At 69.1% G+C, this 14,128-nt stretch carries 13 protein-coding genes; 7 read left to right on the top strand and 6 right to left on the bottom strand.

The window, feature by feature from the left end:
- Positions 1 to 20: 20 nt before the first annotated feature.
- From G6N48_RS01890 to G6N48_RS01865, 6 genes are all read right to left on the bottom strand, one after another.
- Positions 21 to 446: a nuclear transport factor 2 family protein gene (locus G6N48_RS01890; RefSeq protein WP_085268873.1), complete on the bottom strand. Its 426-nt coding sequence runs from the start codon at positions 444 to 446 to the stop codon at positions 21 to 23.
- A 94-nt stretch (positions 447 to 540) separates the two neighbouring features.
- Positions 541 to 2,115: an AMP-binding protein gene (locus G6N48_RS01885; RefSeq protein WP_085268874.1), complete on the bottom strand. Its 1,575-nt coding sequence runs from the start codon at positions 2,113 to 2,115 to the stop codon at positions 541 to 543.
- Positions 2,115 to 3,242, bottom strand: coding sequence for an aromatic ring-hydroxylating oxygenase subunit alpha (locus G6N48_RS01880; RefSeq protein WP_085269027.1), 1,128 nt, complete (start codon positions 3,240 to 3,242; stop codon positions 2,115 to 2,117). The genes G6N48_RS01885 and G6N48_RS01880 overlap by 1 nt, the downstream gene beginning before the upstream one ends.
- A gap of 307 nt (positions 3,243 to 3,549) precedes the next feature.
- A complete protein-coding gene (locus G6N48_RS01875; RefSeq protein ID WP_085268876.1) occupies positions 3,550 to 3,984 on the bottom strand; it encodes a nuclear transport factor 2 family protein in 435 nt (144 codons plus the stop codon).
- Positions 3,985 to 4,002: 18 nt separating this feature from the next.
- Positions 4,003 to 4,209 (bottom strand): ferredoxin, encoded by a 207-nt coding sequence (locus G6N48_RS01870; RefSeq protein ID WP_264048908.1) that lies wholly within the window; start codon positions 4,207 to 4,209, stop codon positions 4,003 to 4,005.
- 5 nt (positions 4,210 to 4,214) lie between these two features.
- A complete protein-coding gene (locus G6N48_RS01865; protein ID WP_085268877.1) occupies positions 4,215 to 6,602 on the bottom strand; it encodes a CaiB/BaiF CoA-transferase family protein in 2,388 nt (795 codons plus the stop codon).
- A 98-nt stretch (positions 6,603 to 6,700) separates the two neighbouring features.
- On the opposite strand from G6N48_RS01865, the gene G6N48_RS01860 reads away from it, so the two are divergent.
- The 7 genes from G6N48_RS01860 to G6N48_RS01830 all read left to right on the top strand — a co-directional run bounded on the left by G6N48_RS01860 (position 6,701) and on the right by G6N48_RS01830 (position 14,101).
- The gene (locus G6N48_RS01860) at positions 6,701 to 7,522 is read left to right on the top strand and encodes a FadR/GntR family transcriptional regulator (RefSeq protein WP_085268878.1); all 822 of its coding nucleotides are present in this window, start codon (positions 6,701 to 6,703) and stop codon (positions 7,520 to 7,522) included.
- Between the two features lie 10 nt (positions 7,523 to 7,532).
- Positions 7,533 to 8,252 (top strand): SDR family oxidoreductase, encoded by a 720-nt coding sequence (locus G6N48_RS01855; protein ID WP_085269029.1) that lies wholly within the window; start codon positions 7,533 to 7,535, stop codon positions 8,250 to 8,252.
- Between the two features lie 102 nt (positions 8,253 to 8,354).
- Positions 8,355 to 9,428 carry an acyl-CoA dehydrogenase family protein gene (locus G6N48_RS01850; RefSeq protein WP_085268879.1) on the top strand — a complete coding sequence of 358 codons (1,074 nt, stop codon included), beginning with the start codon at positions 8,355 to 8,357 and terminating at the stop codon, positions 9,426 to 9,428.
- Complete coding sequence (locus G6N48_RS01845; protein ID WP_085268880.1) at positions 9,425 to 10,519, top strand: acyl-CoA dehydrogenase family protein; 1,095 nt, start codon at positions 9,425 to 9,427, stop codon at positions 10,517 to 10,519. Before G6N48_RS01850 ends, G6N48_RS01845 begins: the two co-directional genes overlap by 4 nt.
- Positions 10,520 to 10,524: 5 nt before the next feature.
- Positions 10,525 to 11,673, top strand: a complete 1,149-nt coding sequence (locus G6N48_RS01840) for an acyl-CoA dehydrogenase family protein (RefSeq protein WP_085268881.1) — start codon at positions 10,525 to 10,527, stop codon at positions 11,671 to 11,673.
- Entirely contained in the window at positions 11,670 to 12,605 is a 936-nt protein-coding gene (locus G6N48_RS01835; RefSeq protein WP_085268882.1) for an acyl-CoA dehydrogenase family protein, read from the top strand. Before G6N48_RS01840 ends, G6N48_RS01835 begins: the two co-directional genes overlap by 4 nt.
- Complete coding sequence (locus G6N48_RS01830) at positions 12,602 to 14,101, top strand: class I adenylate-forming enzyme family protein (protein ID WP_085268883.1); 1,500 nt, start codon at positions 12,602 to 12,604, stop codon at positions 14,099 to 14,101. The genes G6N48_RS01835 and G6N48_RS01830 overlap by 4 nt, the downstream gene beginning before the upstream one ends.
- The last annotated feature ends 27 nt before the right edge of the window (positions 14,102 to 14,128 follow it).

Here is a 14,128-nt window from a genome sequence, read left to right as displayed (position 1 = left end):
GACTCACCCGAAGACGCCGCTCACATGACGAGCGGGTGGCGGCTGGGTGCGGAATCCCATTGCAGCGCGCGGGAGCTGAAGTACCATGCGCCGCGCTCGTAGACGAGCGTGTCGAGGAATGTCCCGGTGGCACGCAGTGTGGTGTCGCCGTACATGGCGGCGAAGAGCACGACTACGCAACGCTGGCTGGCGTTGGTCCCGTCGATGCGGATCTCGTGGTCGAGGGTGACCATGCGCTGCCCGTCGCCGCCGTCGAAGGCGGCCCGCACGTCGCTGAAGACCTCGCCCTCGCGGGCGAAGCTGGCGCCGCCGTGGCGGAATGTGGCCAGCCAGCGATCGCGGTCGCCGTCGGAGTAGGCGCGGTTGTGCCGCGCGTTGAGATCAAGGATGGCCGCGCGTCCCGCAGCGGCCTGGAGCATTTGCTGTTCTTGATAGGTCATGGTCATCTGTGCTCTCCAGCCTCTCTGGGGCTCGACATCGCTGGCCGATTCGCCGTAACGCTAACGTAACTTACCATCGATTGCGTAACATTCACGTAACTTAACGGCAAACGGTATACCCGTGTTCTTCCCGGTCCCAAGCATGCGGACCCAGGCCACGCGCACGCAATAAGTCCTTACGAATCCGCCCGATTGCGTTCTTGGGGAGTTCGTCGATCGTCTCGACGAAACGCGGCACGCAAAAGTACGGCATCCGCGCCGCGCAGAAGTCGAGCAGTTCCGCGCAATCCAGCGTTGCCCCCGGATGCAGCGTCACGATCAATGAGATGTCGTCCTCGCCCAATTCGCTGGGCACGCCGACCGCCGCGGCTTCGGCCACCGCGGGATGGCGCATGACGACCGTCTCCACTTCCATCGAGGAGACGTTCTCGCCGCGGCGGCGCAACGCATCCTTGATGCGGTCTACGTACGTCAGGTTCTGATCCGCGTCGAGCCGGCCGAGGTCGCCGGTGCGGAACCATTCCGGATGCGTGTCGACCCGCAGGCGGCCACCCTCCCGGCGCGCATAGCCTTCGCTCATCACGTGCGGGCGCCTGGCCCGGCACGCGATCTCTCCGACGCTGCCGGCGGGCAGCGCGGCGCCGCGCTCGTCGAGGATGCGAACCTCGAAATCCGGATTGGGTCGCCCCGACGTGCCGGGAACGCCCACGTCGTTCACCCCCTTGACGGCGATCGGGAAGGCCTCGGTCATCCCGTACATGGTGACCACCCGGCAGCCGTAGCGCCGCTCGATGTCGTGGTAGGACTCCGCGTCGATGGGCGCGGCGGAGATGAACCGCAGCGGCAGCCGGGCATCGCGCGGGTCCGCGGGCTGGCGCTGCAGCATCGACACCATCGCGCCGGCACCGGCGAAGCCCACGGCACCGACGGCGCGGATGTCGTCGCAGACACGGCCCGGGTGGAAAGCCTTTGCGAGGACGGTGGTCGCGCCGACCAGCATCGGGGCGAGCACGCTCGGCGCGGCGCTGAGGTGAAACAGCGGCATCGCCGTCCACAGCACCTCGCCCGGGCCGAGCTCCCATGCCGATGCGACGGTCGCGGCCACCGAGAACAGGTAATGCCACGTCGTGGCAACAGCTTTCGAGGGACCGGTAGTCCCGGAGGTGAAGAACAGACAGGCCACGTCCCCCGTCGCCGTCGGTTCGTCGGGCAGCGACCCGGCGTCGGCCCGGTCCAGAGCGGCGTCCAGCGAGCTGCCCTGCACGACAACGTGGATCGGCGCCTCCAGGAAATCGGTGACTTGCTCGACGCGGGCGCGCCGCTCGGGATCGACGACGATGACCCTCGGCTGCGCCGTCTTGAGAGCGTGCAGCAGGAAATCGCCCTTGTTGGCGCCGTTCACCGCGGCGCTCACGGCGCCAAGGCGGGCGGCGCCCAGCCAGAAATAGACCCATTCTGGACAGGTCGCGGTGAACAACGCCACGCAATCGCCTTGGCCTACACCGTGTTCGGCCAGCAGGCGCGCTGCCGCGCAGGACCGTCGCCGCATCTGGGCGAACGTCACGTCGATCCCGCCGATCGACATCATCACCCGGTCGGGATACTGCGCGGCGCGCCGATCCAGCACGGCCGGCACGGTGAACCGGTCGACACCGAAATCGGCGGGCCCCGGCATCAGGCTTCGGCGGCCGCCGGGTCGGGCTCGCCCTGTGCGGTGTAGCCGAAGTCGTGCGGCGATGCCTGCTCTCCCGGGTAGAACCGGTGCGCCCAGCGGCGCAGCGCCGCGTAGTCGTGCGCCTCCTCGGGGGCCAGGTTCGGCTTCTCCAGGTATTTCATGTTCTCCCACGTGAAGAAGTCCTGCTTGATGACCTCCTGCTGCAGCGCCAGGAATTTGGCGGCGCGCCCGGTGGGCACGTCGCCGGCGTCGCCGGGTTCGCGAACGGAAGCCTGGGTGTAGAAGTAGTCGGTGTAGTCCTCGTCGACCGGTGTCTGCCCGGTCACCTGAACCGTGGCCACCAGCTCGCTCGGGAATCGCACCACCCCGAGGCCCAGCGAGTAGTTGTCGTAGATGATCTTGGCGTCGACCGGCCCGTTGGGGGTCAGCCAGGTCGATGCGCGCCCACCCCCGAAATGCGCGTTGACCGTCGCGTGCAGGTGGTATCCCGACACCTCGAACGACGCGGTGGTGGCGGGATTGGCGGCCTTATGCACGTATTGGACGTGGTACGGGTCTGCGGCGTTCTCGATGATCATCTGCGGATGCACCTTGACCCGGTTGAGCATCTGGGTGTGCGGGTGCAGCGGGTAGTACTCGTCGGTTTCCAATTCGGGCAGCACCGGTGGCCGCCAGTACGGCGCCCGGCCGTGCCGCTCGTGCCACGCCAGGACGAAGCCGTACCACTCCATGCTGGGATAGGTGCGGATGCGAACGTTGTTCTTGCAGCCGATCTTGCTGTACGGGATCAGCGCGTTGGTGCCGTCGCCGCGCCATCGCCAGCCGTGCCAGGGACAGACGATGTTCTCGCCTTCAACGGTCCCGCCGACGCCGAGGTTGGCGCCCAGGTGCTGGCAGTAGGCGTCCATGACGTGCACCTGACCGGATTCGGTGCGGAACAGCACCAGCTCCTCGCCGAAGTAGTGCGCGCGCCTGACCTGACCGGCGGCCAGATCGGACCCGAAGGCGACGATGAACCAGCCCGTCGGGAATCGATAGCTGGACAGCGCGATGCCGGACGAGCCGAACTCCCGCTCCGAGGGATCTGCAGCCGAATCCGGGGCCGGGTCTGAAATTGTGTCCGTCACGAAGCGCTCCAAGTTCGACGATTAGGCCTATTTTTACTATCTTAAGCATTGAACGTCAACGAGCGCATGGGGACGCCCAGGAAGCGGGGTCTCAGATGGCGGCTGCGGCGGTGGACCTGCCCGATCTGTCTCTGTGGCGCAACGGTTTTCGCCACGACCTGACGGCGGGGGTGGCCGAGACGGTGCAGCGCGACTTCTGGGTGGCGACGACATCACTCTCGGGTCACCCACCGTGCCTACGCGAACCTGCTCACCGACATGTCGATCTACGACGAGATGGCGATATCGCCGAACGAGCGCCGCCAGTTCAATAGGGCGCCGGCGCGTCGCCGAACGCGGCGAATACCGCCAACGGGTCCAGGTAGTCGCGCCAGTGCACGATCTTGCGGTTCTTGACCGCGATCACCGAGATGAATCGGTTGACGTACGGCGCGCCCGTGCGCACCACCGTGCCGTGCATCGTGTACTCGAGAATCACCACCGACTTGTCGGGGTCGTAATAGCGGTACACGTCGCTACTGCCGGCCTGGACGATGGACTCCCCGTAATCGGCGTACAGCTCGGCCAGCGCTTCGCGGCCGACGATGCGGCGTGGATAGTCCGGGACGGTGATGACGAACTCGACCACCACATCCTCGGCGTGCATATCGAAAAAATCGATCCCGTCGACTAAACCCTTCAGGGCCTCGGCGACGACCTCGAAGTAGGGCCGCATCGCGGCGTACTTCGTCATGTCGCGCATGCGACGCACTCTAGGGCGTCACTCGATCAAGCGCAGCGCGGCCTTGGGGCATTGGTCCACGGCGGCGCGCACGTCGATCTCCAGCCGCGGCGGCACCGGCCCGTCGGCGATCTGCACCACGTCCGCGTCGCCCAACTCGAAGACCTCCGGGGCGAGCGATTCGCAGAAGCCACTGGCCTCGCACAGGTTCTCGTCCACCGTCACGCGCATCAGCTGCCCCTCCATTTCTCTCAGAGACCCTTGGGGCGGGTCCCGATGACCCCGCCGGCCGCGAGGTTCTTCAGTTCTTCCCCGGTGAGGCCGCACCGGTCGCGCAGCACCTCGTCATTGTGCTCGCCGAGCCTCGGCGGGGGTCGCAACAGCCACCGCTCTTGGCCGGCGAGCAGGGCGAAGGGCGGGCTCGGATACAGGCCCGGTCCGGTACTCGGATGATGCAACGCCTCGAAGAATCCCCGTTCCCGCAGTTGGGGATTCTCGGTCACCAACGACGGAGACACCACCGGCGCCGCCGGGACACCCCGGCCGGCCAGCAGCTCGACCGCCGCGTCGAGCGGCTGGCCGGCGAACCACTCCCGCAGCCGGTCGTCGACCTCGTCGGCGCGCCCGCGGCGTCCGGCGGCGGTCCGCAGGCTCTCGTCGCACCAGTCGGGCCCGCCCATCACGTCGACCAGGGCGGCCCACTGCCTGTCGTCGGAGACGGTGACCGCGATCCAGTCGTCGTCCGGGCCGACGCACCGATAGATGTTCTGTGTCGCCTCGCCGAAACCACGGTTGCCTCGGCGGGTAAGCGTGACGCCGAAGACCTCCTGCTCGATCGCCTGGACGGCGGTGGCGTTGAGGACCGTTTCGATCATCGGGAGCTCGACCAGCTGACCGCGCCCGGTGCGGTCGGCGAAACTCAGCGCGGCCAGCACGGCGAAGGCCGCATGCACGCCGGCCAGCGGATCGCAGGCCCCGCGCGGGGTCACCGGCGGAGCCTCCGGGAATCCGGTCACCCAGGCCAGGCCGGCGATCTGTTCCATGGTGGGCGCGAACCCGACTCGCTCGCGCCACGGGCCGTCCAGGCCGAACGCCGGCATCCGGGCGACGACCAGTGCGGGGTTGACCTCGAGCAGCGCGTCGGCGCCGAGCCCGAACTGGTCCATCACCCGCGGCGAGAAGTTCTCGATAACGACGTCGGCGCCGGCGACCAGCCCCAGGAAAAGCCGGCGCCCATCCTCGGACCCCAAATCCAAGGTGACCGAACGCTTGTTGGTGTTCATTGCGTGGAACACCCAGCCGTACTCCCACCAGTCGTCCACATCGGTGCGCATGCCACCGGAGTACCGGATGCCGTCGGGGCGCTGAATGGACTCCACCTTGACGACGTCGGCGCCGAAGGCGGCGAGCAGATGCGTCGCGGCCGGGCCGGCCCAGAACGCGGTCAGATCGACGATGCGCACGCCGCTCAGCGGCAGTCCGTCCCGCGCGGAATTGTTTCCCGATTCTTCGCTCTCCCATGGCTTTTCGAGGTCACCCTCCCCCGGCGCCCCGGTGCTGCCCGGCGGCGCGGGCGCGCAGGCCGACATCAGCCAGGGCGGCCGGGGCTGGCGGAAACCGGCCGGATTGTCGATGAACACTCCCCGCTGCCGCGCATACTCGGTGTCCCGGATCGTGGCGCCGTTGCCCAGCGCCGCGATCGGCAGCCGGAACAGCTGCCCGAGTTCGACGATCTCCTGCACGGTCCTTTCGGCCAGCCACGGACGGATCTGCTCGCGGATCAGGTCGCGGTAGGCCCACCGGCCGATCTGGAAGCGCAACTGCTCGATCTCCTCGAGCTGCGGGCAGTCGACCATCGCCGCGAAGTCGAGCCACTGCTGACCGGTGACCATGGTGATGCCGACATAACCGTCCTTCGCCGGTTCGATGGACGGCACCTCGAGGGTGCGACTGATCGGCGGGACGCGCAGCAGCTGCGAGTGCAGCCACTCGCTGCTCTGCATCGCGGTGATCGCCTCGAGCATCGACAGGTCGAGGTGCTCGCCCCGGCCGCCGCGCTCCACGCGGCGCCGCACCGCCAGCGCGCCGAACGCGGCGTATACCCCGCCCATGTACTCCCCGAGGTCACCGCCGATCGCGATGGGCGGTCCAGCGGGGTCGCCGCGAAAGCCCGGAGATCCCGCCCACGCCTGCAGCGTGAACTCAGTGGCGGCACGGTCGGCGTAGGGCCCCGCCCAGCCGAAGTCGGAGATCGTCACGACCACCGCCCGCGGCGAGTCGGCCAGCAGTCGCCCGGGGTCGATGCCCAGCGCCGCCGCCCGCGACGGGCCCGCGGTGACCACGATCACGTCGGCCCCGGCCAGGTCGGCCCGGCAGCGCCCGGAGCCCGGGGCGAAGGTCACGCAGCGCTTGCCGGCGTTGAGGTAGCTGAAGAACGGCGCGGCCGCACCGTCGGCGACCGGCGAGCAGGAAGCGGAATACCTTCGCCACCAATCCCCTTGCGGCGGTTCGAACTTACGCACCTGCGCGCCGGCGTCGGCCAACAGCTTCCCGCAGTAGCTGCCGGCTATGCGGTCACTGATCTCGACGACACGCAGCTCGTGCAGCGGCGTCGGCCGGTCTTCGGACCGCTCGCTCACTTACACCCGCCCTTCCGATCGGCACGCGATCAGAGACGCTATTTATACCATTACTGCTAAAATAGCTAAGCCAGCGCACGCCTTTGTCAGAGGATCGGATGACCCCGTTGGGAGTTGAGCCCGTCGCCCGTCGGCGTTTGTCGGCGCCGCGCATCGCCGAGATCGTAGCCGACGAGCTGCGTCGCCAGATCATCGACGGCGAGCTGGCCGACGGCGACCTGCTGCCGCGCCAGGAGGTGCTCGTCGAGCAGTTCAACGTCAGCCTGGTCTCGCTGCGCGAGGCGCTGCGCATCCTGGAAACCGAGGGGCTGGTGTCGGTTCGGCGCGGCAACCGCGGGGGCGCCGTCGTGCACGCCCCGGCCAAGACCAGCGCGGCCTACATGCTCGGCCTGGTGCTGCAGAGCGAATCCGTCGCGGTCGCCGACCTGGGCATGGCGTTGCAGGAACTCGAGCCCGCGTGCGCCGCGCTGGCGGCCCAACGGCCGGACCGGGCCGACACGCTGGTGCCGGAGCTCAAGCAGGTCAACGACTCGATGGCCGAAAACTTAGACGACGGAAGGCTGTTCACCGAAATCGGGCGCCAGTTCCACGATCTCATCGTCCGCGGCTGCGGCAACCACACCATCATCGCGGTCGTCGGCAGCTTGGAGACGCTGTGGAGCAGTCACGAACGTCAGTGGGCCGACGAGAGCGCGGCCCGCGGCACCTACCCGTCGCTGGCCCAGCGCCGCGCCGTGCTGAACACCCACACGAAGTTGACCGAGACCATCGCCGAGGGCGACGTCGACCGGGCCCGCCGCATCGCGGGCCGGCACCTCGCCGACACCCAGACCTATGTGCTCTCCGGTCGGCCCGACCAACGGATCTATGCGCTTTCGCCGCAGGCGTTGTCGCGCCCGCGGGATGCCCGGCGCTCCTGAGGCCGTTCCGTTGAGAACCGCATTGGTCACCGGTGGCAGCGGAGGGATCGGCAAGGGCTGTGGCCGCAAGCTCTGCGAGCTGGGCTACGACGTGGTACTCGTGGCGCGTCGCGAGGGACCGTTGCGCGCTGCCGCCGAGGAGATCGGCGCGCGCCACCTGGTCGCCGACGCTTCGGATCCCGGCGAATTAACCACCGCGATAAGCACTTTGGAGAGAATTGACCTCGTGGTGCATGCGGCCGGAACGCTGGGTGGCACGTACGCACGCAAGCAGACGTTCGAGCAGTGGCGGGCCATCATGTCGGCCAACCTGGATTCCTGTTTCGTGGTGACCGCCGCGGCGCTGCCGCGGATGGGCGCCGGGTCGCGGCTGGTGTTCGTGTCCTCGTCGGCGGCGCACGAGCCGATGCCGGCCCGGACCGCCTATTCGGCGTCGAAGGCGGGCATGAACGCGTTCGCTCGTGCGCTGGCGCGCGAAGTCGACCGCGACGGCATCAGCGTGCACATCGTGACGCCCGGACCGGTGGAAACCGATATGCTGCAGGACGTTCCGTTCGAGATGCACGCCATTCAGGTGTCCGATGTGGCGGAGGCGGTCGCCTGGCTGGACACCGTCGACCCGTCGGTGGACCTGCCGGAGATCCGGCTCAGCGCCGTGCAGCGGGGGCCGTTCGCCAGACCGCCGGTGGTGCCCACGGAGGCTCGGCGGCGCGCGGCGCGGCAGGGCTGACCCCCGGGGGTTCCCGACGGGCCTGCCACGGCGCGACTTGCCCGCGCGACTGCGTTTGCGACAGCCCCGCTAGTTTACTATTTTTATTATGTTAGGGGTCTTATGGATGTCGGACTGAACGCGGAGCAGCTGTCGCTGCGCGATGCCGTGCGCGACATCCTGCGCGCCGAATGCCCTCCCGACGCCGCCCGCCAGGCGATGACGGACCCCGATCGGTGGCGTGCCCTGTGGAAGACGGTCGTCGACCTTGGGTGGACGGAGCTCGCGTCCCCGGACGGCGGCGACTACGGACCGGTCGAGCTGGCCGTGGTCCTCGAGGAGTGCGGTGCCGCCACCGCGCCAATCCCGTTGCTCAGCAGTGTCGGTCTGGCCGCGGGCGCGTTGCGTGGCAGCGGCCTGACGTCGGCGCTCGGCGACATCGCCGGCGGCGCCGTGGCCACCCTGGCGGTCCACACGGAAGGTTCTCGGCTGCCGGGGGCCCCGATGACGCTGTGTGGGGGCCGCCTACGGGGACGGGCGGTCGCGGTCCCCAATCTCGCGCGCGCCGAGCTGATGGTCACGCTGGCGCGCACCGGGGACGACGATCACGTCGTGGTCGCGGTCGCGCGCTGCGGCGACGGGGTGACGCCGGTGGCGACCGGTGAGTCCACTTACGCCGCCCAACCGCTGGCCGACGTCGAGGTGGACGCCGAGCCGCTGGCGATCGCCCCGGCCGATGTGGAATCGGCGTTGGCGGCGCCGCTGGTGGCCGCCGCCGCCGACCTGGTCGGCGTGGCGAGCGCCGCGCTGCGCCGCTCGGTCGAGCACGCGAAGTCGCGCAATCAGTTCGGCAAGCCGATCGGCGCGTTCCAGGGCATCAAGCACGCCCTGGCAGACAACTACGTCGGTGTGGAGCGGGCACGCAGTCTCACCTACGCGGCGGCAGCCCGCCTCGGCGAACCGGACGGCGATCCCGACGACGCCTGGACCGCCGCGACGCTGGCAAAGGCCGCCGCCGGGGACGCGGCGTCCTCCTGTGCGCGCACCGCAGTCCAGGTGCACGGCGCCCTCGGTCAGACCTGGGAACACGACCTGCACCTCTATGTTCGGCACGCCTGGCAAGGCGCGACGATGCTCGGCGACAGCCGCGCGCTCTACCACGAGGTCGGCCGCCGTTACGCCGAAGGCGCGAAATGACCCGCGTCGTAGAACAATTCAGCGCCTGGTTGACCGACTTCCTGCCCAGCGACTACTACGAGGACTACGGCCGGTACCGCTGGGACCTGACGTTGCGGCGCGACTATCAGCGCGCCGCCTTCGAGGCAGGCTGGATCCAGCCGACGTGGCCGCGCGAGCACGGGGGCCGGTCGCTAGGCCTGCGCGACGCGATGGAAGTGCGCCTCGAGGCCGCGATGCGGTCCGCCCCGAAGCTGCCCAATATCGCCGGCCCCAACGTGGCGGCGCCCGGCATCCGCCAATTCGGCACGCCCGAACAGGTCGACCGCCTGCTCGTGCCCCTGCTGCGCGGCGACGAGTGGTGGGCGCTGGGCATGTCCGAGCCGGAAGCCGGGTCCGATTTCGCCGGCCTGCGCACCCGCGCCGAACGCTTTGGCGGCAGCTTCCGGGTCAGCGGGCACAAGATCTGGACAACGCAGGCGCACCTGTCGCGATGGTGCACCCTTTACGCCCGTACCGATCCGGAGGCGCCGAAGCACCGCGGGATCTCGTGCCTGATCCTCGACCTTCAGGCGCCCGGCGTGAGCATCGAGCCCATCCGCATGGCGTCGATCTCCGACGAGACCTTCTGCGAAGTCTTCCTCGACGACGTCGCGGTGCCGGTGAAGAACCTGCTCGGCCCCCTGCACGGTGGGTGGAACGTCGCGATGTCGTCGCTGCAGCACGAACGCCAGATGATCTGGATCATGAACTGGGTCGAAGTCAAGCGCGGCCTCGATTCGATGCGCGGGGCCGCCGACCCCGACATCTACACCGAGCTCGGTTCGCTGCTCGCCGACGCCGAGGCCCTGCGCGCCACCGGGTACCGCTCCCTGGGCAACCAACTGGCGGGACGCCCCAGCCCGGAAGCCGACACCATGAAACTCCTCGGATCGACTACCCTGCAACGGGTTTGGGAGCTGTCGGCCGCCGCCGCCGGACCGCGGTCGGCGAGCGACCCGGACCTGCTGTTCGAACGCCAGGACGCGCTGGCGGCCACCATCTACGGCGGAACCTCCGAGGTTCAGCGCAACATCATCGCCGAGCGGCTGCTCGGGCTGCCGAAGGGATAGCAACCATGGACTACGACCTCGGCGACGACGCCGCGCAGCTGCGACAACATCTGCGGGAGTTGGTTTCTCACCACATCCCCGCCGACTTCCTCGGAGCGTGCACCGAGAACCCGCAGGACCTCGCCACCACCGAGACGTTCTGCAAGCTGCTGGCCGCCGAGGGGCTGCTGGCGCTGGCCTGGCCGAAAGAGCATGGCGGCGGAGGCGGGTCGGTCTGGCAGCAGACGGTGTTGCGCGAAGAGATGTGGGCCCAACACGAGCCGCGCGGCCCGCAGTACATGGGGATCAACTGGGTCGGCCCGGCGCTGATGCGCTACGGGACCGAAGAGCAGAAGGCCAAACATCTGGCGGCCATCGCGTCCGGAGATGTGATTTGGTGCCAGGGCTTCTCCGAACCGGAAGCCGGAACCGACCTGGTGTCCCTGCGCACCCGCGCCGTGCCCGACGGGGACGGCTGGCGCATCACCGGGCAGAAGGTGTGGACGTCCTACGCGCTGATGGCGTCGTGGTGTGTGCTGGCCGCCTGCACCGATCCGGCCGCGCCGAAGGCCAAGCGGCTCACCCTGTTTCTGATTCCCATGGACCGCCCGGGGTTCACCGTCCGGCCGATCCCGTCGATGCTGGGGCCGCACCACCTGAACGAGATGTTCCTCGACGGGGTGCAGGCGTTTGCCGGCGATGTCCTCGGCGAGCCGGGCGACGGCTGGCGGGTGATGCGTGAGGCGCTGGCGTTCGAGCGCGTCGGCATCGCCCGCTACGCGCGCTGCGAATCGCTGCTCGAGCGAATGCGCACCCAACTCGGCGACGACTGGGACACGCTGCCCGAGACTATCCGCACCCGCTGGGCGCGGACGCTGGTCGACTTGCGAGTGGCGAGACTCCTCGCCTACCGCGCGGTCTCGCTGCAGGACGATCCCGCCGCGGGTGCGGCGGCCAGCGCCGCGCGCATCGCCACCACCACGTGCGACCAGCAGGCCGCCGAATTGCTGTTCGACGTGCTCGGCCCCGCCGCGCTGGACTCCGGCACCACCGCGCCGCTGCACGGCGCGATCGAAGACCATTGGCGCTACGCACAAGCAGCCACCGTGGCATCGGGAACCATCGAGGTCCAGAAGATGCTCGTGGCGCGGGACGTCTTAGGAGAGCACCGGTGAAAACCACCCTGCCGGAAGACATCAGCGACTTCGCCGCCGTCGCCGCCAAGCGACTCGCCCGGTTGGGCGGACCACCCGCGGCGCTGCGCGCCGAGACCGACGCGAGCGTCCGGGACACGGCGCGCACCGCCCTGCGCGACGTCGGCGCCTTCGAGCTCGGCGTCCGTTCTTGCTTCGACGACCTGCTGGCCGCCGCGGTGCTCTGCCAGGCCGCCGGGGCGAACGCGCTGCCCTACCCGCTGGTCGAGGAACTGCTGGCGATCGACGGCGCGCGCCTGAGCCTGGTCAATCCCGATTCGCCGCGGATCGACCATGGCGACCTGCCCGGCGAATGGGTCGCCGCGGACCTCGACGGCACCCGCTACCGCCCGCAGCCCGGGCAGCGCACGGGTGCCAAGCTGGGGCCGTTCCTCGTTCCAGCCACCCTGGGCGCACCCGATGGAACCGTGCCGGCCGCTGACGTTAACCTTCATCTCGTGCTGGGATCGTGGCGGATTCTCGGGGCGGTGCAACAGGCACTGAAGATCGTCACCAGCCACGTGCGCGCCCGCGTCCAGTTCGGCAAGCCGCTCGCGGACTTCCAGGCCGTCCGCTTCGCCGTCGCGGAGGCCGCCGTCGCGGTGCGAGGACTCCACGAACTGGCCAAGTACACCGTCTGCCGACCGGAATCGCTGCCCATGCAGGTTCGCTCGGCGGACGCAATCGTGTTGCGGCTCAAGGCCGTTGACACCGGACGGCAGGTGCTGCGCACCGCTCACCAGTTGCTCGGCGCCCTGGGCTTCTGCGACGAGTCCGACGTCAGCGTGCTCGACCGGCACACCCAGCCGCTGTTACGGCTGCCGCTCGGCGGCGACGCGCTGGCCCTGCGCCTGGTGCCCGACGTCCGCGACGGCAACCTCGAGACGCTGTTCTCGGGGCCGGTATCCGCGTGAGCACCGAGCCCCTGGCGCCCAAAGCGGTCCCGAACCCGCTCGAGGACGGGATCGCGTTCGGGGTGAGGCTGGCCGAGCTTGGCGAGCAACGCGGCGACCAGCCGGGGGTGACCGTCGTGGCGCTCGATGGCGGCGCGCAGTCGCTGACCTTCGCCGAACTCGACGCCCGCGCCAACCAGTGGGGACGCGCGCTGGCGGCCCACGGCGCGGAAACGGGATCTCTTGTCGCACTTGCGACTCCGAATTCGGTGCATTTGGTCCTGGCGACCCTTGGCTGCTGGAAGATCGGCGCGGTCCCGGTTCCGATGCATTGGGACCTGCCCGAATGGGAGCGGGGGCGGGTCCGCGCCGTCATCGACCCGGCCGTCGTCGTCGACGAAGACAGCCGCTGGAGACTGGACGCACGTGCGGCCGGGGAATCGGCGGCCCCGTTGCCTGCGGCCGTCTCTCCCACCGCGAACGGAATCTGCAGCAGCGGCTCGACCGGCGTGCCCAAGGTGATCCTGAACCTTGCCCCCTCGCTGTGGACGCCTCAGCACAGTGAGCCGTTCATGACGAACTGGGCGCCGGTGGCGCAACCCCAGACCATCATGGTGCCGGCGCCGATGTATCACACCAACGGCTTCGCCACCTTCCTCATGCTGCTCGGCGGCGACCATCTGGTGATACTCGAAAAGTTCGACGCGGCACTGGCTCTCGATGTTATCGAACGTTTCCGGATCACCAACTTCACCGCGACGCCCACGATGCTGGCGCGCATCGCGGCACGCCCCGATGTCCGCGAGCGCGACTTGTCCAGCATCGCCTTCGTCCTGCAGGGCGCCGCCGTGATGCCACCGGCGCTCTACCACACCTGGTTCGAGCTGCTCGGCCCCGAAAAGATCGTGACGGCGTACGGCATGACCGAGAATCTCGGCCTCACGGCGCTGCGCGGCGACGAGTGGCTCAAACACCCGGGCAGCGTCGGGCGTGGCTTCCGCGACACCGAGATCCGGATCCTGGACGCCGCCGGAAAGCCCTTGGGCGCGGGCGAACACGGGGATGTGTATCTGCGGGCGCCCATGAGCGCCGGTTACCGCTACCTGGGCGGATCCCCACCGCTGCCGTCGACAGACGATGGATTCCGCTCGGCCGGCGACATCGGCTATCTGGACGAGGACGGCTACCTCTACATCGTCGACCGCCGCGTGGACATGATCGTCACAGGCGGCGCCAACGTCTTCCCGGCCGAGGTGGAGTCCGCCCTCGCGGGCCATCCCGACATCGCCGACGTCGTGGTCATCGGGCTCGCCGACGCGCAGTGGGGACGCCGGGTGCACGCGGTGATTCAGCTCGCGGACGGCGCGGTGCTCGCCGAGCAGCAGGTGATCGACTACGCGAAGTCCCGGCTGGCTCACTACAAGGCGCCCAAGACGGTCGAGTTCGTCGACGCGATCCCGCGCACCGCGGCGACCAAGGTGAACCGCTCGGCGCTGATCACCGCCAGGGGCGGGTAACGCCCGGGCATCGTCAATACGGGCTGG

Origin of the sequence: Mycobacterium parmense (assembly GCF_010730575.1) — a bacterium.
Lineage (GTDB): Bacteria > Actinomycetota > Actinomycetes > Mycobacteriales > Mycobacteriaceae > Mycobacterium > Mycobacterium parmense.
This window is presented reverse-complemented; position numbering and strand designations above follow the sequence as displayed.

Coding starts and splice junctions, on each gene's coding strand:
- G6N48_RS01860 (WP_085268878.1), top strand. CDS start 6,701: ATGACCCCGTTGGGAGTTGAGCCCGTCGCCCGTCGGCGTTTGTCGGCG.
- G6N48_RS01840 (WP_085268881.1), top strand. CDS start 10,525: ATGGACTACGACCTCGGCGACGACGCCGCGCAGCTGCGACAACATCTG.
- G6N48_RS01870 (WP_264048908.1), bottom strand. CDS start 4,209: ATGGAGGGGCAGCTGATGCGCGTGACGGTGGACGAGAACCTGTGCGAG.
- G6N48_RS01885 (WP_085268874.1), bottom strand. CDS start 2,115: ATGCCGGGGCCCGCCGATTTCGGTGTCGACCGGTTCACCGTGCCGGCC.
- G6N48_RS01850 (WP_085268879.1), top strand. CDS start 8,355: ATGGATGTCGGACTGAACGCGGAGCAGCTGTCGCTGCGCGATGCCGTG.
- G6N48_RS01845 (WP_085268880.1), top strand. CDS start 9,425: ATGACCCGCGTCGTAGAACAATTCAGCGCCTGGTTGACCGACTTCCTG.
- G6N48_RS01875 (WP_085268876.1), bottom strand. CDS start 3,984: ATGCGCGACATGACGAAGTACGCCGCGATGCGGCCCTACTTCGAGGTC.
- G6N48_RS01890 (WP_085268873.1), bottom strand. CDS start 446: ATGACCATGACCTATCAAGAACAGCAAATGCTCCAGGCCGCTGCGGGA.